General features: G+C 64.2%; 10 protein-coding genes. 4 read left to right on the top strand and 6 right to left on the bottom strand.

Annotated elements, in window-relative coordinates; translation table 11 throughout:
* Positions 1-61: 61 nt before the first annotated feature.
* Complete coding sequence (locus ACXZ1M_RS01360; protein WP_459051445.1) at positions 62-2,860, bottom strand: hybrid sensor histidine kinase/response regulator; 2,799 nt, start codon at positions 2,858-2,860, stop codon at positions 62-64.
* Between the two features lie 92 nt (positions 2,861-2,952).
* Here ACXZ1M_RS01360 and ACXZ1M_RS01355 point away from each other — a divergent pair, with 92 nt between their 5' ends.
* A complete protein-coding gene (locus tag ACXZ1M_RS01355; RefSeq protein ID WP_459051444.1) occupies positions 2,953-3,582 on the top strand; it encodes a LysE family translocator in 630 nt (209 codons plus the stop codon).
* Between the two features lie 130 nt (positions 3,583-3,712).
* On the opposite strand, the gene ACXZ1M_RS01350 is transcribed toward ACXZ1M_RS01355, so the two are convergent.
* Together ACXZ1M_RS01350 and ACXZ1M_RS01345 are read right to left on the bottom strand one after the other, a co-directional pair.
* On the bottom strand, positions 3,713-4,396 hold the full coding sequence (locus ACXZ1M_RS01350) for a YceI family protein (RefSeq protein ID WP_459051443.1): 684 nt from the start codon (positions 4,394-4,396) through the stop codon (positions 3,713-3,715).
* A gap of 381 nt (positions 4,397-4,777) precedes the next feature.
* Positions 4,778-7,429, bottom strand: a complete 2,652-nt coding sequence (locus ACXZ1M_RS01345) for a M1 family metallopeptidase (RefSeq protein ID WP_459051442.1) — start codon at positions 7,427-7,429, stop codon at positions 4,778-4,780.
* Between the two features lie 122 nt (positions 7,430-7,551).
* Here ACXZ1M_RS01345 and ACXZ1M_RS01340 point away from each other — a divergent pair, with 122 nt between their 5' ends.
* Positions 7,552-8,220 (top strand): glutathione S-transferase family protein, encoded by a 669-nt coding sequence (locus tag ACXZ1M_RS01340; protein ID WP_459051441.1) that lies wholly within the window; start codon positions 7,552-7,554, stop codon positions 8,218-8,220.
* Entirely contained in the window at positions 8,217-8,834 is a 618-nt protein-coding gene (locus ACXZ1M_RS01335) for a glutathione S-transferase family protein (RefSeq protein ID WP_459051440.1), read from the top strand. Before ACXZ1M_RS01340 ends, ACXZ1M_RS01335 begins: the two co-directional genes overlap by 4 nt.
* Positions 8,835-8,847: 13 nt before the next feature.
* Here ACXZ1M_RS01335 and ACXZ1M_RS01330 read toward each other — a convergent pair whose 3' ends face one another.
* Genes ACXZ1M_RS01330 through ACXZ1M_RS01320 form a run of 3 tightly spaced genes read right to left on the bottom strand, consistent with a single transcriptional unit; the run spans position 8,848 to position 16,606 of the window.
* On the bottom strand, positions 8,848-9,831 hold the full coding sequence (locus tag ACXZ1M_RS01330; protein ID WP_459051439.1) for a CheR family methyltransferase: 984 nt from the start codon (positions 9,829-9,831) through the stop codon (positions 8,848-8,850).
* Positions 9,831-14,720, bottom strand: a complete 4,890-nt coding sequence (locus ACXZ1M_RS01325; protein ID WP_459051438.1) for a HAMP domain-containing protein — start codon at positions 14,718-14,720, stop codon at positions 9,831-9,833. Before ACXZ1M_RS01325 ends, ACXZ1M_RS01330 begins: the two co-directional genes overlap by 1 nt.
* A 17-nt stretch (positions 14,721-14,737) precedes the next feature.
* A complete protein-coding gene (locus ACXZ1M_RS01320) occupies positions 14,738-16,606 on the bottom strand; it encodes a putative bifunctional diguanylate cyclase/phosphodiesterase (protein ID WP_459051437.1) in 1,869 nt (622 codons plus the stop codon).
* Between the two features lie 276 nt (positions 16,607-16,882).
* Between ACXZ1M_RS01320 and ACXZ1M_RS01315 the strand changes: the two genes are divergently transcribed.
* The gene (locus ACXZ1M_RS01315) at positions 16,883-20,020 is read left to right on the top strand and encodes a CHASE domain-containing protein (protein WP_459051436.1); all 3,138 of its coding nucleotides are present in this window, start codon (positions 16,883-16,885) and stop codon (positions 20,018-20,020) included.
* The last annotated feature ends 13 nt before the right edge of the window (positions 20,021-20,033 follow it).

Below are 20,033 nucleotides of genomic sequence, written 5' to 3'. Positions count from 1 at the left end.
GAGCTCTGCCGTAGCGCGCTACGGCAGAGCTCGTGTCCGAATGTCGGAACTGACCCCGAAGTTAGGCGGCGCTGCGGAGGTCGGTGCAGGCTTTGTCGAGGGCAGCTTCGACGTCGGGTAGCATGGCGCTCACTTGCGTCAGGTCGCCCGAGGTGGCGGCCGTTTCCATTGCGTGGCAGAGCGAGTGCAGGTGCGTCGAGTTGAGGTAGCCGGCGCTGCCCTTGAGCGCGTGGATGGCCGCCGCCGCCGCGCCGCTGTTGCCGGCCACCACCGCCGCGCGCGCCGTTTCCAGCCGCCGTGGCGCTTCGTCCAGGAAGGCTTGCGTGATGCGCTGCATGTGCTTGTGCGACAGCCCCGCCAGCGGCATGATGTGCACCGTGTCCGGCGCCGGCACCGCTCCCGCCGCACCCGGCGCCACGCCGAATTGCAGGTCCAGCGCGTCGGTGTTCGCCGTCGCCGGTCGCGTTGCGTCCGTCGGGCGCAACTGGCGGCCACGGCTCAGGTGCTGGGCGATGACTTTTTCCACCTGGTCGTACAGCAGCCGCTCGTCCACCGGCTTGCTGAGGAAGCCGTCCATGCCCACCGCCAGATAGCGCGCACGGTCATGGTCGCTGGCGTTGGCCGTCAGCGCTATGATAGGAATGCCCGGATCGAGCACACGATAGTCTTCGCTGCCGCCGGCGCGGATCAGCCGCGCGGCCTGTTCGCCGTCCATCATCGGCATGCGCCCGTCCATCAGCACCAGGTCGTAGGCGGCGCTGCTCAAGGCGTGCAAGGCCTGCAGGCCGTTTTCGACGATGCGGATGTCGTGCCCCATGCCTTCCAACAGCGTGCTGACGATGATCTGGTTGGTGCGCACATCCTCCGCGCACAGCACGCGCAGGCGATAGGCGTGATGATCCTTGCGCGGCAGCTGCGAGGGATCGATGGCCGGCGCGATGCCCAGCGATAGCGGCAGCGTGAAGCTGAAGGTGGAGCCGGCGCCGACCCGGCTTTCAGCCGCGATCGAACCGCCCATCAATTCCACCAGCTCCTTGCAGATGGCCAGGCCTAACCCGGTGCCGCCGTAGCGGCGCGTGGTCGAATGGTCGGCCTGCTCGAATTTGCGGAACAGCCGTGGCAGCGTTTCAGGCGGGATGCCGGGGCCGGTGTCGGTGATGTCGAAGCTGACGCTGGTGCGGCCGTCGGCCGCCTGCAACGCGGCGGCGTCCAGCCGCACCTCGCCACGGTCGGTGAATTTGATGGCGTTGCCCAGCAGGTTAAGCAGAATCTGGCGCAGGCGGGTCGGATCGCCGCGCACATAACGCGGCAGGTCCAGCGCCAGCTCATAGCGCAGCAGCAGGCTTTTGGCGTCGGCCTGCTGTTGCAGGATGCCGATGGCGTCGTCGATCAGCGCGATCAGGTCGAAGTCCACCGTTTCCACCGTGAGCCGGCCGGCGTCGATCTTGGAGAAGTCCAGGATGTCGTTGAGGATGGCCAGCAGCGACTCGCCGTTGTGCAGGCCGATGCGCAGGTATTCCTGCGTGCGCCCTTGCAGCGATTGGTCGCGCATGGCGAATTTGATCATGCCGATCACGCCGGCCAGCGGCGTGCGGATGTCGTGGCTCATCGCCGACAGGAAGTCGATGCGGTGGCGGCTGACGATTTCCGCGTGCTCCTTGGCTTCGGTCAGCTCCGCCGTGCGTTCGTTGACGCGCTGTTCGAGGTTGTTGCGCAGTAGCCGGATCTGGTCGGCCAGCGCGAACGCCAGCAACACACCGTCCAGCGTGCCGCCCAGTAGCGTGAACAGCTGCGCATTAGCCACCACGGCCGGTATCAGGCCGACGTTGGCCGGCAGGATCAGCAGACCAGGCACCATCAGCGCCACGAAGCCCAGCACGAAGAAGCGCGCCGGGTAGTAGCCGCGCCGCCAGACCACGATGCCGCTGGTGAGCGCCATGACCATCCAGATCGTGATCACCACCGTGGCGATGGTGTGGGCGTAGCTGAGCGCGACGAAGCAGCTGGGCAGCGTCACCAGCGGCAGCACCAGGTTGATGCGGCTTAGCTTGTACAGCAGCGGCGCGGTGTCCTTCAGGCGCAGGAAGGTGGTGTAGAACAGCGTGCTCAGTACCGGCAGCAGGAAGAAGGGCACGTAGTGCCAGTGCAGGTTGTGCCAGCCGAACAAGTCGGCCGACACGTGGAAGGTCATGCCCCACGCGACGGCATAGCACAACACATACAGCGAGTAGTACAACGAGGAGCGCTCGCGCGTGATCGAGTAGATGAAGAAGTTGAACACCGTGAGCGCCAGCAGCGCGCCGATGGAGCCGATAATCAGCACGTTCTCGTTCGCCACCAACTGCTGGTAGGCGGGCCGCTGCAGCACCGAGAACACCGGCGAGCGCGCGTAGTAGGGACTGGAGAAGCGTATCAGCACGTGATAGCGCTGGCCCGGCTGCAGGTCGATGTCGCGACCGTAGTGCAGCATGTAGGCGTGCGGCTGGCGGTAGCCGGTCAGCAGCTGGTGGATGCTGCCGTCCTCGCCGTAGACCTGGATGTCGACGATGTCGATCAGCGTGTCGTTCGGGTCGATCACCCAATGCGGCTGCAGGCCGTCGTTGCGCAGCTCCGCGTACAGCCAGTAGCTGCCGCCCAGCAGGTTGACGTGCGACGCCGGCTTTAGCCTTGCAAGCATGTTGGGCAAGCCGGTGGCGTCGAGCGGATAGGGTTCGCCGCCATCGGCATACAGTTGGCCGGCCTTGGCGAGATCGATACCTGGCCCGGTGAGGGCGACTGGAGCCGCGCCGGCATGGATGGAGATGGCGAGCAGCAGTAGCAGAACGTAGCGATGCAGGTTCGCGGTGAGGCTGTGGATCATGCTCGCTGGGCTCTTTCGTGGTGGTACTGGTCATTTTAAACGAGAACTTAACCGTTTGGTATGATGGCGGCTTTGCGCCATAGGAAATCATTTTGTTAATCTCACCAGAACAGTTCATAGGATTTCTCAGCGCCGCGCTGCTGATCACGATCTCGCCCGGCCCCGATAACCTGATGGTGCTCAGCGTCGGCATGTCGCGCGGGCGGCGCCAGGGCATGATGTTCGGTTTGGGTTGCGCGCTGGGCTGCCTGAGTCATACGGTGCTGGCGACGCTCGGCGTGGGTGCGCTGATCAAGGCCTCGCCGATGGCGTTTGGCGCCTTGAAGATCCTGGGCGGCCTGTATTTGATCTGGCTCGGTTACGGCGCCTTGCGCAGCCGTGGCGGCGCGCGCGTTGAAGGCGCGGGCTTGCCCGATGAAAGTTTGCTCAAGCTGTTCACCAAAGGCCTGTTCGCGAATGCGATCAATCCGAAGGTGGTGCTGTTCTTCCTGTCGTTCCTGCCGCAGTTCGTGGTGGCCGAGCGCGGCGACGCCGGTTGGCAAACCGCGCAACTGGGACTGCTGTTCACGGCGCAGGCGGTGGTGTTGTTTGGTTTGCTGGGCTACTTCTCGGGCGCGGTGGGTGCGTGGATCAACCGCACGCCGAGCGCCGGCAAATGGATGGACCGCGTGGCCGGTACCATCTTCGTCGGACTGGGCCTGCGTTTGATCATCGCGCGCTAAAAAAAGTTTTTTCGGGAGGGCGATGTCATCATCGCGTCATGCACGGCTGCGATACTGGCTTTGCTCTTTCAAGTCTCTCCCGATTTGAAACCTTCCGCCCGTAGCACTTACCAAGTGCTGCGGGCTTTTTTTATCTGGCCTTCAGGTCGAAGCGCAGTTCCATCTGGTCTTGCACGGACATGGCGCCGGCCATGACGGAGAGCGGCGTGATGCCGAAATCGGTTTGCTTCAGCGTGGTCGTGCCTTTGACCGTGATCTCGCCGTTTTCTTCGCGCAGCTCGACCGGAATAGATAGCGTGCGCGTAACGCCGTGCAGCGTGATCGCGACTTGCAGCGGCTGGCCGGCGGCGATGCGCGTGGCTTGCACGCTCACCAGCGGATAGCGTTCCGCGTCCAGCACCTTGGTAAGCATGTTTTCCCGCGTGCCGGCGATGGCGTCTGCGGAGGGCTGCTTTTCCAGGCCGGCGATCTGGCGCAGGTCGGCTTCATCGATTTTCATCTGGTCGAGACGGAACGTGAAATCGGCGCGGTTTTGCGATGGCGAGACCGTGCCGGTGATGGCGTGCGTGGCCACCACGTGGTCGTGCCCCAGTCGCGCCAGCACGCCGCCGCGCCGCACGGTGACGGCGATCAGCGAGTTGGCCCTGTCGATTTGCTTCACCTCATATGTCGCCACCGGCGCAGGATGGCTGATGACAATTTGCGGCGGCGCGGGCACGAATGGCTCGTTCGGCGGCGGCGTTGGCAGCGGCGAGCACGCGCTCAGTAAGCACAAGGCGCCCAGCGCCGCGATGGTATTTTTTCGATACGTCATTTGGCCGTCATATTGTCCGATTATTATCGCCTGCGCTGGCGACAGCATGCTTCGCCTGGCCCCGCGCCCAAGATGGTGCGGGATACCATGAAGCATAGCTCAGCAGGCTGGCCGGTGGCCTCAAACACCGGCACCAATCCCTCCTGAGCCCTCCTTTAAGCTTCTTTAATGAAGTTCTAAGCCTGTCCTTGCCGATCAATGGCAAAGTAGATCCCATAGCGCGAGGTTAAAGCCAGCGCCCGGTTGCCGGACCGTAAAGCCCGGCACAAATTCCGTTGCGTCGACAGCCATAAAAAAACGTCGCCGCACACCCGAACATCCCCACGCTCTCGAGCGTTTTGCAACCAGCACCATCTCACGATGATGCTGGTTTTTTTTTGCCTAGCCGCCGTGCTGTCCATGTTTCGCCAGCCACGCGTCGATCTGCGGCAGGCGCTTGCTGCGCACCTTGATGCGATACTCGATCGCGGCGATGGCTGTCTTGGCGTCGCCTTGCGCCTCCGCCGGCAGATACTGTCTGGCGTATGCCCGCAGCTTGCCGACCATGGCCGGATCGGCGGACCGTCCACCCAGGCCAGGGTAGTACCGGCTGCGTGAACTGCTGTCGATCTTGGTGTCGATCTGCTCGCGATGCGCCAGTGCGAAGTCGAACGCCAGATCCGGATGGCTGCTCGCCACCTGGCTGACGATGGAAGCGCTGGCGGTGGCGCCGGGTTCCTCGGTCAGCGCCAGATCCAGCGCGCGCTGCGCCAGCGCCTTGTCTTTGGCGTCGCCCAACAGGTCGTACAGCTCGGCCTTGATCATGCTGGTTTGCTCGGCCTTGGCGCTGGCGCGCAGCTGATCCCAGGTCGCGGCGTCGGCGTTGGCGGCGATCACCGCCAGGATAGGGCGGCGCAGCGCCGCCGGCATCGCGTCCTTGTCGGTGGACGATGCTGCATAGCGGCGGCGCGCTTCGGCGATCACGCCTTCGTCGCCGACCTTGCCCAGGGCGCTGATCAGCGTCTCGCGCAGATTGGCCACCGGCGCCGCTTCGTCCTTGCTGGCGTTCCAGCCGATGCGGGCCAGCGCCGGCGCCAGGCGCGCACGCGCGTAGCGGTCCAGCGCCGCGCGCTGTTCCGGCTTGGCTTCATAGCTGTCGTGCAGGTCGGACAGCACCACCGCGATGCGCTGCCACACTTGCGGTGCGGCGTCCTGCGGTGCGCTGTCGGCCAGTTCCATGAAGCTCGACGCCGGCATCAGGCCGGCCAGGCCCAAGGTCCAGCTGTCGGCCAGCAGGCCCAGTTGATCGATGGCCGGCAGTGTGGCGAAACCCTGCGCCAGCGCAGCGAAGGCCTTGGGCGCGTACAGCGTGCGGTAGTAGCCGCTCTGGCCGGCGTTGACCAGCACCGCGCCGCAACCGGGCAGCGTCATCCCGGCCTTGCCGCCGTTGACCACCGTGCGCACCTCGGCGCCGTCGACGGTTTTGGCGATCACCGGCACGCGCCAGCTCAGCGGCTTTTTGTTTTCCTGGTCCTTGCTGTATTCGCCCTGCGTCAGTTGTACGCTGGTCTTGCCGTTCTTGCAGACCGCGTCGGCAACGCGGATCAGCGGCACACCCGGTTGCAGCGTGAAGTCATGCGCTATCGCGGTCACCGGCTTGTGCGCGGCTTTTTCCACTTCTCGCCACAAGTCGTTGGAGACGGTGTTGCCGTAGGCGTGCTTGGCGATGTAGCTGCGCACGCCGTTGCGCCAGGCCTCTTCGCCGACATAGTTTTCCAGCATGCGGATCACCGCCTCACCCTTGCTGTAAGTGATGGAGTCGAAGGCCTGGCTGGCCTGTTCCACGGTGGCGATGCGCTGCACCACCGGGTGGGTGGTGGCCAGCGCGTCGCGCTCCATCGCGTCTTCACGCGTGCCGATCGAGCGCAGTTCCCAGTGCCACTCAGGGTGCAGGCGCGTGGTGGTGCGCGACTCCATCCAGGAGGCGAAGCCTTCGTTCAGCCACAGGTCGTCCCACCAGGACATGGTGACCAGGTTGCCGAACCACTGGTGGGCGATTTCGTGACCGGCCACCAGGAACGAGGTTTCCTTGTCCGATTGCGTGGCGGTGCGCGGATCGAGCAGCATGGCGTATTCGAAGGTGAAGATGGCGCCCCAGTTTTCCATCGCGCCGAAGAACTGGCTGCGGCCCGGCGCGGCGACGTTGTCCAGTTTCGGCAGCGGATATTTCACGCCGAAGTAGTCGTTGTACTCGCGCAGCACGTCGCGCGAGGAGTCGAGCGCGAACTGCGCCTGGTTGAGCGCACCTTTTTGCGTGACCACGCCCAGTTCCACGCCGTCCACCATGGTGGCGGCGCGTTCGAATTCGCCGAGGCCGAAGAACAGCAGGTAGGTCGACATCTTCGGCGAAGTGGCGAAGCGCACCAGTTCTCTGCCGTCGGCCAGTTTGGTGGTGGAGGTGACCGGCATGTTGGACACGGCCATCTGGCCGGCCGGGATGGTCGCTTCCAGCGCGAAGGTGGCTTTGTAGAACGGCTCGTCCCACGACGGGATCACGCGGCGCGCGTCCGAGTTTTCAAACTGGGTGTACAGGGCGCGCTTGTTGGCGCCGCCGTTCTGGTAGTCGAGCGAGAACAGGCCGGCGGCCTGGGGGCCGATCACGCCGGTATAGTCGAGTTTCAGCTGGTACTGGCCCGGCTTGAGGGTGTCGGCGAAGTGGAAGGTGGCGGTTTGCTTGTCCGCGTCCAGCGCGATACTGGCGGCCGCGCGCGGCGCCTGGCCCGGCCCGGCGCTGATGGCGGCGGCGCTGAATTTCAGGTCGGCGGCATGCAGCGTCAGGCTGCTGGTGGCCTGCTTGACGTCGAGCGCGATCGTGGCGCTGGCGCTGAAACTGCTGTTGGCCGCGTCGGGCGTCAGCGATACTGCGTAGTGGGTCGGCACGGCGTTGCGCGGCAGTTGGGTGGTCTGCTCGGCTTTGGCGGCGGCCAGGGTAGGGCCTGCGGCGGATAATCCCAGCGTCGCGATGATGGCGAGCGAAATCAAGCTGCGTTTCATGCATATCCTTTTCGATGTGTGGCCTCGTGGGCAGGCGATCAATCTACGGTGTCGTGCCGGCGCTGTCAAATCCCAAATGCGGATATGATCGTGCTACGCCCATAAAAAGCAAAGGCTGAGACATGATCGATCTTTACACGGCCGCCACGCCCAACGGTCACAAAATCTCCATCGCGCTGGAGGAGCTGGAACTGACCTACACGCTGCATGTGCTGGACCTGGCCGCCGGTGAGCAGAAGGAGCCCTGGTTCCTGGCGCTCAATCCCAACGGCCGCATCCCGGCCATCGTCGACCGCTCGGAGGACAACTTCGCGGTGTTCGAGTCGGGCGCCATCCTGGTGTACCTGGCCGAGAAGACCGGAGAACTGATGCCCACCGACTTCAAGGGACGTTCGCAGGTGATGCAGTGGCTGATGTTCCAGATGGGCGGCATCGGCCCGATGATGGGACAGGCCAACGTCTTCCACCGCTACTTCCCCGAGAAGATACAGCCGGCCATCGACCGCTATCAGGGCGAGAGCAAGCGCCTGTTCCGCGTGCTGGATGCGCATCTGGCCGGGCACGAATACCTGGCCGGCGATTATTCGATCGCCGATATCGCCAACTGGGCCTGGGTGCATACGCATAACTGGTCGGGCGTGACGGTGGACGACCTGCCGCATCTGCAGCGCTGGATGGCTGCCATCGCCGAACGGCCGGCGGTCAAGCGCGGCATCATCCTGCCGCCGCGCGCCGAGCGTCCCGATCCAACTACTGCGCGCACCATGCTGGAGACGGGACAATCGCGATGAAACTCTATACTTCCCTGCGCGCGCCGAATCCGCGCCGCGTCGCCATGTTCATGGCCGAGAAAGGCCTGGCCGATATTGAACAGGTGGTGATCGATCTTGGCGCCGGCGAGCATCGCAGCGCTGACTACCTGGCCCGCAATCCCTTCGGCCGGGTGCCGGCGCTGGAGCTGGACGATGGCCGCATCCTGTGCGAAACGCGTGCGATCTGCAGCTGGCTGGAAGGATATGCGCCGGAGCCTAACCTGATGGGCGAGGGCTACGACGAACGCGCGTTCATCGAAATGGCCGACCGTCGCGTGGAGCTGCATCTGTTTTATGGCATCGCCAATTGTGTGCGGCATACGCATCCGGGATTGGCGGCGCTGGAGCAGCCGCAGTTTCCCGAGTATGGCGCGGTGCAGGGCGAGAAAATGCGCGAAACGGCGCGTTGGCTGGATCAGGTGTTGGCCACGCAGCCCTTTGTGGCGGGGCAGCGCTTTACGATCGCCGACATCACGGCGTTTTGTGCGCTGGAGTTTGGACGCGGGCTGATGAAGTTCCGGCCGGGGCAGGAGGGCATGCCGCACCTGCAGGCGTGGCGCGACCGCATCGCCGAACGCCCGAGCGCCGCCTGAGTGCTACGGGCGTTCAGGCGATGCGCTTGTACCAGGTCTGGTGCGCCAGCAGCGGTTTGTAGTGGCGCGACAGCGGGTCGTGTTCGTCCAGCGGCTGGTCCAGCGCCAGCGTGCCGAATGGGACCAGGCTGTCGTCGAACAGCTGCAGCACGCGCCGGTGCAGCGCCGGGCCGAAGTCCGGCAGCGCGCGGTGCCCCAAAATCATCTGGAACTCGTTGAACGAAGCATCCGTCACCAGATTGTATTGCGCCCACGTGATGCGGCTGTTCAGGTGCGGCTTGAGCACCGCGTGCAGTCCGTCCGCGCTCACCTCGAAGTAATCGATCAACTTGCCGACACCGCCACTGCGGATGTAGTTCGCCTGCAGCTCGCTCAGCCGCGTCATCGGCAGGCTGGCCTGCTGCGCCTCGGCCAGCATGGCGTCGCTGGCCACGGTGGCGTAGATTTCCGTGCGCGGCGCCAGCTGTTCCTGTTCCAGCAGGATGGCCAGGGTCCATGCCTGCTGCGCGCCGGCGCAATCGGCCAGCCAGACGCGCGGCAGGGCGGCGCCGTGCAAACATACGCCCAGCGACAGGCGCAGCATCGACACCTCCTGCGCATCGTCGAACATCAGCGCAGGCTTGACGTAGAGCGCGCGCAGCAAGGCGTTGTAAGTCCCGTCGTCATGCAGCACGCGCGACTGCAGGGCCGAGATGGTGGTCAGGCCCAGCTCCGCGCGCAGCGCCTGCACCTTGGCCGCCACCACGGAACGCTCGTAGCCGCGAAAATCGTAGCCATGGCATTGGAACAAAGCCTCCAGCAGCAGCTCCAGTTCCAGTTCCTCGACCGAGGACGGCGAGTGGCGGCGCACGGCGGCGTCGGAGGAAACGATGACCGGTGCACCGGATGGCGCGGGGACGCCGTCCGACGCCGTCTCCGGCGGCCTGGGTTGTTCTGGCGGCGGCGCCGACGGTTCGCCCGACAGCGCAGCCCTGATGGAAGCGAAGATCGACGACATCAGTGCAACCAAACGCGCATCAGCGACAGCAGCTGCGCCACATCCACCGGCTTGGTGATGTAGTCCGACGCGCCGGCCGCGATACATTTATCGCGGTCGCCCTTCATTGCTTTCGCCGTCAGCGTAATAATGGGCAGCGACTTGAATTTCGGGATGCGGCGGATGGCCCGCATGGTGTCGTAGCCGTCCATCTCCGGCATCATGATGTCCATCAGGACGATCTCGATGGTCGGATCGCGCTCCAGCACCTCGATGCCATCGCGGCCGTTTTCTGCGAACAGCACTTGCATCTGCTGGCGCTCCAGCAGCGAAGACAGGGCGAAAATATTGCGCAAGTCATCATCGACGATCAGCACCTTGCGTCCCGCCAGGCCGCCTTCGGCCGCGTGGATCTCTTCCAGCATGCGGCGCTGCGCTTCCGGCAGGCTGGCCTGCGAGCGGTGCAGGAACAGCGCCGTCTCGTCCAGCAGGCGCTCCGGCGAGCGCGCATCCTTGATCACAATGGTCTTGGCGTAGCGCTTCAGCTTTGCCACTTCCTTGCGGTTCAAGTCCTTGGCCGTGTTGATCACGATCGGCAGGTCGCGCAGCGAGCCGTCCTTGCCGATGATGTCCAGGAGGTCGAAGCCGCTGATGTCGGGCAGCGTCAGGTCCAGCACCATGCAGTCGAAGTGCTGTTCGCGCAGCACTTCCAGCGCGGCCTGGCCGGTTTCCACCGCCACGATGTGGATATCCACGTCGCCGATCAGGGCGATGATGGAATCGCGCTGCGCCGCTTCGTCGTCCACCACCAGCAGGCTGCGTTTACCGCCCAACAGGAATTTCTGGATGCGGCTGAACTCTTCCTGCAGCACTTCCTTGCTGATCGGTTTATTCAGGTACGAGATGGCGCCCAGGCGCAGCGCACGTTCACGCTCGCGCAGGCTGGACATCACGTGCACCGGAATGTGGCGCGTGCTCGGATCGCGTTTCAGGCGGTCCAGCACCGTGAAGCCGTCGATATCCGGCAGGTCCAGGTCCAGGAAGATGGCCGACGGCAGATAGTCGCGCGCCAGGCTCAGGGCCGAGTCGCCCTGCATGGTGATGATGCCCTTGAAGTTTTTCTCGCGCGCGAAGCCCAGCACGATTTGCGAGAAGCGCTCGTCATCCTCGATGATCAGCACCGACGGATCGCCCGGCGCCACCAGGCCGCGGTCGTCGCTGCTGTTGTATTCATTCATGTCGCCATCGAGTTCGCTGACGCTGGACAGGGTGTCATGCTCGGCGTGCTGCGGCGGCGTGTACACCACTTGCGGCGTTGGCGTCGGCAGGCGCACCTGCGGTGCGCGCACCATGTCGTAGTTGATGAAGCCAGCGCGGTTATACGGCAGGAACAGGGTGAAGGTCGAACCGCTGCCGACCACCGATTCCACCCGGATCTCGCCGCCCAGCAGACGCGCCAGCTCGCGCGAAATCGACAGGCCCAGGCCCGTGCCGCCGTACTTGCGCGCGGTGGAGCCGTCGGCTTGCTGGAACGCTTCGAAGATCAGCTGCAGCTTGTCGGCCGCGATGCCGACGCCGGTGTCGCTCACGGCGAAGGACAGCACCGCATCCGCATGCAGCAGGTTGGGGTGGTCGCTGGTGAAGCCGCTGTTCACCAGGCTGATGGCCAGCGACACCTGGCCGTGCGTGGTGAACTTGAACGCGTTCGACAGCAGGTTTTTCAGCACCTGCTGCAGGCGCGTGGTGTCGGTCATCATGGCGGTCGGCAGGCTGTCCTTCAGCTCCACGAAGAAGCCCAGGTGCTTGGCCTCGGCCATGTGGCGGAAGGTGCGGTCGACGTAGTTGCGCAGGTTCTGGAAGCGGTACTCGGAGACGTCCAGCGTCACGGTACCGGATTCGATCTTCGACAAGTCCAGAATATCGTTAATCAGCGTCAGCAAGTCCGAACCGGAGCCGTGGATGGTCTTGGCGAACTCCACCTGCTTGCCGGACAGGTTGCCGTCCGGGTTGTCGCCCAGCTGCTGCGCCAGGATCAGCAGCGAGTTCAGAGGCGTGCGCAGCTCGTGTGACATATTCGCCAGGAACTCGGATTTGTACTTGGAGGACAGCGCCAGCTGGGTGGCTTTTTCTTCCAGTGCCAGCTTCGCTTGTTCCACCTCGCGGTTCTTCCGTTCCACCTCGATGTTCTGCTCGGACAGCAGGCGGGCTTTTTCGGCCAGCTCCTGGTTGGTCTGTTGCAGTTCCTGCGCCAGCGACTGCGACTGCGTCAGCAGCGATTCGGTACGACTGTTCGCCTCGATGGTGTTGAGCACCACGCCGATCGATTCCATCAGCTGGTCAAGGAAGGACAAGTGGGTTTCGGTGAAGCGGTCCAGCGAGGCGATCTCGATCACCGCTTTCACCTGCTGCTCGAACAGAATCGGCAGCACCACGATATTGGTCGGCGGCGCCGCACCCAGGCCGGACGACACCACGATGTAGTCGCGCGGCACGTCGGTCAGCCAGATGCGCACCTTCTCGAGCGCGCACTGGCCGACCAGGCCTTCGCCCGGCAGGAAGGAGGTCGGCAGCTTGCGGCTGGAACGGTAGCCGTAGCTGGCGATCATGCGCAGGCGCGCATCGGTGTCGCCGGAGTCCATCATGTAGAACACGCCGTGGTGCGCGGACACCAGCGGCGCCAGCTCGGACAGAATCAGCTTGGTCACGGCCTGCAAGTCGCGCTGGCCTTGCAGCAGGCGGGTGAAGCGCGCCAAGTTGGTCTTCAGCCAATCCTGCTGCGCATTTTTCTGCGTGGTCTCTTTCAGGTTGCGGATCATCTCGTTGATGTTGTCCTTCAGGTAGGACACTTCGCCGCGCGCTTCCACCTGAATGGAGCGCGACAAGTCGCCGCGCGTCACGGCGGTCGCCACCTCCGCAATCGCCCGCACCTGGTTGGTCAGGTTTGCCGCCAGCTGGTTGACGTTCTCGGTCAAGTCTTTCCACGTGCCGGCCACACCGGACACGTTGGCCTGGCCGCCCAGCTTACCTTCCGTACCCACTTCACGCGCCACCCGCGTCACCTCGGATGCGAAGGAGGACAATTGGTCCACCATCACGTTGATGGTGTCTTTCAGTTCCAGAATCTCGCCCTTCACGTCCACCGTAATTTTCTTGGACAAGTCACCACGGGCCACCGCCGTCGTCACCGCCGCGATGTTACGCACCTGGCCCGTCAAGTTGGACGCCATGAAGTTCACGTTGTCGGTCAAGTCCTTCCAGGTGCCGCCGACTCCCGGCACATACGCCTGGCCGCCCAGCTTACCTTCCGTACCGACCTCGCGCGCCACCCGCGTCACCTCGGATGCGAAGGAGGACAATTGGTCCACCATTACGTTGATGGTGTTCTTCAGTTCGAGAATCTCACCCTTCACGTCCACCGTGATTTTCTTCGACAGGTCGCCGTTGGCCACCGCCGTCGTCACGTCCGCGATGTTACGCACCTGGCCCGTCAAGTTGGACGCCATGAAGTTCACGTTGTCGGTCAAGTCCTTCCACGTACCGGCTACGCCGGACACATTCGCCTGGCCGCCCAGCTTACCCTCCGTACCCACCTCACGCGCCACGCGCGTCACCTCGGATGCAAAGGAGTTCAATTGGTCGACCATCACGTTGATGGTGTTTTTCAGTTCGAGAATCTCGCCTTTCACGTCCACCGTGATCTTCTTGGACAAGTCGCCGTTCGCCACGGCGGTGGTCACCTCCGCGATGTTACGCACCTGGCCCGTCAAGTTACCCGCCATCGAGTTCACCGAGTCGGTCAAGTCTTTCCAGGTGCCGCCCACGCCTTTCACCTGCGCCTGGCCGCCCAGCTTACCTTCCGTACCCACCTCGCGCGCCACCCGCGTCACTTCCGATGCGAAGGAGGACAATTGGTCCACCATCACGTTGATGGTGTTCTTCAGTTCGAGAATCTCGCCCTTCACGTCCACCGTGATTTTCTTCGACAAGTCGCCGTTCGCCACCGCCGTCGTCACCGCCGCGATGTTACGCACCTGGCCAGTCAAGTTGGACGCCATGAAGTTCACGTTGTCGGTCAAGTCCTTCCACGTGCCGCCCACGCCCGGCACATACGCCTGTCCGCCCAGCTTACCTTCCGTACCCACCTCGCGCGCCACGCGCGTCACTTCGGATGCGAAGGAACGCAACTGGTCCACCATCACGTTGATGGTGTCTTTCAATTGCAGAATCTCGCCGCGCACGTCCACCGTGATTTTCTTGGACAAGTCGCCGTTGGCCACGGCGGTGGTCACCTCCGCGATGTTACGCACCTGCGACGTCAGGTTACCCGCCATCGAGTTCACCGAGTCGGTCAAGTCCTTCCACGTGCCGGCCACGCCTTTCACCTGCGCCTGGCCACCGAGCTTGCCTTCCGTACCCACTTCACGCGCCACGCGCGTTACTTCGGACGAGAACGAGGACAGCTGCTCCACCATGGTGTTGGCGGTCATCGCCGCGCGCAGGTACTGGCCCTTCAGCGGGTGGCCGTCCACCTCCAGCGACATGGTCTGCGACAGGTCGCCTTTCGCCACGGCGCCGATCACGCGCGCCATTTCGGAGGTCGGCCGCACCAGATCGTCGATCAGCGTGTTGACGGAGCTGATGATGGTGGCCCAGCCGCCGACAGTGTTCGGCATTTCCGCGCGCTGCGTCAGGCGGCCTTCGCGACCCACCACGCGGCTCACCTCCGTCACCTCGCGCACCATGCGCGCCTTGGTGTCGATGATGTCGTTCAGGGTGTCGGCGATCTTGCCGGCCATGCCCACCCAGTCGGAGGGCATGCGCACGGAGAAGTCGCCTTTTTTCAGCGCCATCAGCGTGGACAGCAGCACTTTGGCGTCCAGTTGTTCACCCAGGTCGGTCATATTATTCATCGCTTATTCCTCATTGCTTAGGAGGGGAGGTGAGTCGGTGTATTGATATTCGATTCGGCTCCGCTGGTCTGTTCCAGCAGGCCGGCCGCCGGCAGCGGCGGGTAAAACAGCGCGCCCTGGCAGGTATGGCAGCCCAGTTCCTGCAGCACTTCCAGTTGCTGGCGCGTTTCCACGCCCAGCGCCACCACACGCATGGACAAGGCCCGCGCCAGGTGGATGACGGCGGCCACGATATCCGTGCCGCCTTCGTCGTTGCCGATGCCGTGCACGAAGCTGCGGTCTATCTTCAAGGCGTTGAGCTGCCAGCGCTTGCAGGCGGCCAGCGAGGAACGCGCGCTGCCGAAATCGTCCAGCGCGATGCGCACGCCGGTGCTTTGCATCTGCGTCAGCATTTGCGCCAGGGCGTCGCCCGGGCCGAACAGCAGCTTTTCATTGAGCTCGATGCCGATGCTGCCGGGCGCCAGGCCGTGCTTGCGCATGGCTGGCAGCAGCACCTGCAGCAGTTCCCCGTGCAACTGCGGCGTGGCCAGGTTGAGCCAGATGCACAGCGGTGCCCCCGGTATGGATTCGCTCATGCTTTGCCACAGCGCGACCTGCGAGCAGCATTGCGCAATCACCCAGGCGTCGATGCGGTCCAGCAGCGCGCGTTCCTGCACCATCGGCAGGAACTGGGCCGCTTCGATGGGACCATGCACCGGATGGCGCCAGTACAGCAGCGCCTCGGCGCCGATGATGCGGCCGGTATTCAAGTCGACCTGCGGTTCGTAGCGCAGCTCCAGCTGGCCGGCGGCCAGCGCCTTGCGCAGTTCCAGGGTCCAGCGCTCGCGCTCACGTTCGCGCACGTTCAGCTCTTCGTGGAAGAACTGCACCGGCGTCGAGCCGTTCTCCTTGGCGTGGTACATGGCGGTGTCGGCGTTCTTCATCAACGCCTGGGCGTCCGCGCCGTCCTGCGGATACAGGGCGATGCCGATGCTGGCCGCCGTCTTCAGGCGGTGCTGGCCGATGTCGAAGGGCAGGGCGCAGGCCATTTCGATCTTGCGGCCTACGCGCGCGGCGTTGGCCGATGCCGCCTTGCCTTCGATGATGACGACGAATTCATCGCCGCCGAGCCGCGCCACGGTGTCGGCCACGCGCACCGCCGCCGTCAGCCGCGCCGCGACCTGGCGCAGCAGCTCGTCGCCGGCCTCGTGGCCGTAGGTGTCGTTGATCGGCTTGAACTTGTCGAGGTCGAGGAACAGCAGCGCGAAGCCGATGCCGTTGCGGTCCGAGGTGGCCACAGCGTGTTCCAGCTGCTGGATCAGCGCGCGGCGGTTGAGCAGGTTGGTCAGGGCGTCGCGCGTGGACAGTTCGTGCGCGCGCTGCTCCGCCTGTTTGCGTTCCTTGATTTCCTGTTCCAGCTCGGCGTTGATGCGTTCCAGGTCCTGCAGGCGCTGCACGCGCAGGTCCTGGTTCAGCCGCGCCAGCGCTTCGGTCTTGATGCGCAGTTCGATATTCCGCTGCGACATTTCGACAAACACGCCCACCTTGGCCTGCAGGATTTGCGGGATCACCGGCGTAAACAGGTAGTCGGCCGCGCCTTTCTGGTAGGCCTTGAGGCGGTTGATCTCGTCGGCGTAGTGCGCGGTGATGAAGATGATCGGCGTGCCGGCCGAGCGCGGATGCGAGTGGATCGCCTCGGCTGTCTCAAAACCGTCCATGCCCGGCATACTGACGTCCAGCAGAATGACGGCGAATTCGTGCAGCAGCACATGGCGCAGCGCCTCCTTGCCCGAGCTGGCGGTCATCAGTTCGTAAACTTGTTGATCGGCGGCTTCCAGCAACAGGCTTTCCAGCGCATAAAGGCTGGCCTGGTCGTCGTTTACGAGGAGGACTTTGGGGATTTGCACGGCGGCGGTCGAAGGTAGCGTTATGGAAGGTTAAGATACTCTTGTGTGTGGTCGAGTCAAGCAAAATTGTGCGTTGCGACATCTTTGCGACGCCCGCTATTTTATCGTTTTACTAACTAAGCTACTAGTTTTTCCAACGACAAAAATATTATCGGAACTAAATTTTCCTACGCGCACGATTGGAGGGGAATTCTCACCAATTCTTACACTGGTTTCAGCGGAGCATTAATAGTATGCTGCTGTGATGCAAATAATTTCGTATTCAAGTGATACTGCATGCTGAAAACCGCTAACAGGAGTAAATTCGTCACCCGTTCACGCCTGGTATTTTGGGCGGTGGGCTGCGCCTTGGCGGCTGGAATTGGTGCGCTGCTCTATGGCGTCGCCGCGCGCACGGTCGATGACGATGCCGCCCGGCGCTTTGAAAACCTGGCGCGCAGCACGCAGTACGGCATCTCGGCGCGCATCAAGTCCTATTCCGACCTCACGCGCGGCATGGCGGCGCTGTTTCAAACCAGCGACGCCATTTCGCGCAAGCAGTTCAATCAGTACGTCGCCAGCCTCGATATCCCGCGCTATTTCCCCGCCATCGAAGCGCTGACCTGGGCGCCGATGGTGACGGACGCCCAGCGCGACGCCTTCGTGGCCGGCGTGCGCGCCGAAGGCTTTCCCGAATTCGACATCAAGCCGCCCGGCCGCCGCGAACAGTACGCGGTGCTGACCTATCTCGAGCCGCTCGCCATGCTGGAGGAGCGGCATGGCGTCGACATCGCCGCCAGTCCGGCCATCGCCCGCATGCTGGCGTCCTCGCGCGACAGCGGGCAGGTGGCGGCTTCCGGCCAGCCCATCGTGGTCAAGCTGCCGACGCCGCATTTCGGCCTGGGCGTGCGGCTGCCGGTCTATCGGCGCGGCCTGCCGACCGGCACCGTGGCCGAACGCCGTGCCGCCTATCTGGGGTCGGTGGGCGCGGGCTTCAGCGTGCCCCGGCTGGTGCAGGGCGCGATCGACGAGATGACGGTGCGGCAGGTGCATCTGACCTTGTTCGCCGACGGCAGCGCCGACGTCGAGCAGCGTCGGCTGGTGATCGAGCCGACCGACCGCCTGCTGTACAACGACAATGGCGCGCTGGTGGCCACGCCGCTGGCGGCCGCCGAGCGCGATCGTCATTTTGAAACCGTGCTGCCGATCGATTTCAACGGCAGCCTGTGGAAGGCGCAGTTCCAGGTCCGCAAGGACGCGCTGCTGACCGGCTTCGATCTCTACTTCCCGTGGATCGCCGCGCTGACCGGCTTTGCCGGCACGCTGCTGTTGTATAGCTACGTCTTCGTGCTGTACGCCTCGCGTCGGCGCGCCATCAAGCAGGGCGTGATGCTCGACACGGTGCTCAACAGCGTCGACGCCCACGTCTACATGAAGGACCGCAACCGGCGCTACATCTACGTCAACGCCCGCATGGCCGCCTGCATGGGATTGCCGGCCAAGGACATCATCGGCAAGCTTGACCGCGAATTGATGGACCCGGCGACGGCGGATATTCAGTGGGCGCTGGAGCGGCCGGTGTTCGCCGATAACGTCAAGCGTTCCGGCGAGACCACCTTCGTCGGCAGCGACGGCGTGGTGCAGCACCAGTGGACCGTGAAGGTGCCGGTGGAGCTGGGCCGCTCGGTGACGGCGGTGATCGGCCTGTCGACCGACGTCACGGAGCTGCACAAGTTGAAGGAGGAAGCCGACGCCGCCAACCAGGCCAAGAGCGACTTCCTGTCCAATATGAGCCACGAGATCCGCACGCCGATGAACTCCATCATCGGCATGGCGCACCTGGCGCTGAAATCGGTCACGCATCCCAAGCAGCGCGACTACCTGCAGAAGATTTACCACTCCGGCCAGCACCTGCTGGGCATCATCAACGACATCCTGGACTTCTCCAAGATCGAAGCGGGCAAGATGGACCTGGAGGTGCTGGACTTCACGCTCGATACGCTGCTGTCGAACATCTCCAGCCAGTTGGGCGAAAGCGCGCAGGCCAAGGGACTGGAGCTGGTGTATGAAATCTGGCCCGGCCTGTCGCACCAGCTGCGCGGCGATCCGTTGCGGCTGGAGCAGGTGCTGCTGAACTTCGCCAGCAATGCGATCAAGTTTTCGGAAAACGGCAAGGTGGTGATCCGCGCGCGGCCGCTGGAGGAGCGCGACAGCCATGTGATGGTGCGCATCGAAGTGGTGGACCACGGCATCGGCATGACGCAGGACCAGGTGGCGCAGCTGTTCCAGTCCTTCCACCAAGCCGACACCTCGACCACGCGCCGCTACGGCGGCACCGGCCTGGGGCTGGTGATCAGCAAGCAGCTGGCGGAGCTGATGGGCGGCGGCGTGGGCGTCGACAGCGCGCCGGGCAAGGGCAGCACTTTCTGGTTCACCGCGCGCCTGGTCAAGGGTGTGCGCTTCCTGCAGTCCAGCGACGATGCGGTGCAGCCGGATGTGCTGGACAGCATACGCGGCGCCTCCATCCTGCTGGTGGAGGACAATATCTTCAGCCAGCAGGTGGGGCAGGAGCTGCTGGAGGACGCCGGCGCCACCGTCTGCGTGGCCAACAACGGCAAGGAAGCCATCGACCTGCTGCTCAAGGAGCGCTTCGACTGCGTGCTGATGGACGTGCAGATGCCGGTGATGGACGGTTACGAAGCCACGCGCCTGATCCGCGCCCATCCCAAGCTGTCGGCCACCCTGATCATTGCCATGACCGCCAACGCCGGGCGCGGCGACCAGCAGCGCTGCCTGGATGCCGGCATGGACGAATTTGTCACCAAGCCGATCGCGCCCAAGCTGCTGTTCAATATGCTGTCGAAGTGGATGAGCCAACGGGCCAGGACGCCGAGCGAGATGGCGCGCAAGCCGGTGCCGCCGCCGCCGTCGTATTTCTCGGCGCCGATGCAGGTGGCGGTGCTGCCGTCGCCGCCGGTGTTCGTGCCGCGCCAGATGGCGCCTGCAGCTCCGCCTGCGCCGCCGGTATCCGCAGCGCCGGCCATGCCGGTGATCGCCACCGCGCCGCAGGACGACGAGGCGCCGGCCGAGCTGTTCGACCTGGCGGCGCTGGCCTCCACCTTCAGCGGCAAGCCGGACAAGATGCGCAAATACGCGCTGCTGTTCCTGAGCTCCGCCCGCGACGGCCTGGTGGAGATCGACCAGGCGCTGGCCCAGGACGATCTGGTGCAGCTGTCCGAACTGGGGCACCGCATCAAATCGGCGGCGCGCGCGGTGGGCGCCATGCAGTTCGGGAACCTGTGCTACGCGCTGGAACAGGTGCGCAACGACGCCGACAGCGACAACGCGCGCCGGCTGGTGCAGCAGCTGCACGCCATGCTGGCCGTGCTGGACCTGCATATCGAACAGGAACTGCTGGCATACGATCCGGGCTAGAGCGATAATAGGG

The sequence above is a fragment of the Duganella paludis genome, from assembly GCF_054461335.1.
The sequence above is the reverse complement of the archived record's forward strand: the minus strand, read 5'-3'. Positions and strand labels throughout refer to the sequence as shown.

What these genes read in the sequence shown, in the direction of transcription:
- ACXZ1M_RS01360 (WP_459051445.1), bottom strand. Translation starts at nt 2,860, where the DNA reads ATGATCCACAGCCTCACCGCGAACCTGCATCGCTACGTTCTGCTACTG.
- ACXZ1M_RS01350 (WP_459051443.1), bottom strand. Translation starts at nt 4,396, where the DNA reads ATGACGTATCGAAAAAATACCATCGCGGCGCTGGGCGCCTTGTGCTTA.
- ACXZ1M_RS01345 (WP_459051442.1), bottom strand. Translation starts at nt 7,429, where the DNA reads ATGAAACGCAGCTTGATTTCGCTCGCCATCATCGCGACGCTGGGATTA.
- ACXZ1M_RS01340 (WP_459051441.1), top strand. Translation starts at nt 7,552, where the DNA reads ATGATCGATCTTTACACGGCCGCCACGCCCAACGGTCACAAAATCTCC.
- ACXZ1M_RS01335 (WP_459051440.1), top strand. Translation starts at nt 8,217, where the DNA reads ATGAAACTCTATACTTCCCTGCGCGCGCCGAATCCGCGCCGCGTCGCC.
- ACXZ1M_RS01330 (WP_459051439.1), bottom strand. Translation starts at nt 9,831, where the DNA reads ATGTCGTCGATCTTCGCTTCCATCAGGGCTGCGCTGTCGGGCGAACCG.
- ACXZ1M_RS01325 (WP_459051438.1), bottom strand. Translation starts at nt 14,720, where the DNA reads ATGAATAATATGACCGACCTGGGTGAACAACTGGACGCCAAAGTGCTG.
- ACXZ1M_RS01315 (WP_459051436.1), top strand. Translation starts at nt 16,883, where the DNA reads ATGCTGAAAACCGCTAACAGGAGTAAATTCGTCACCCGTTCACGCCTG.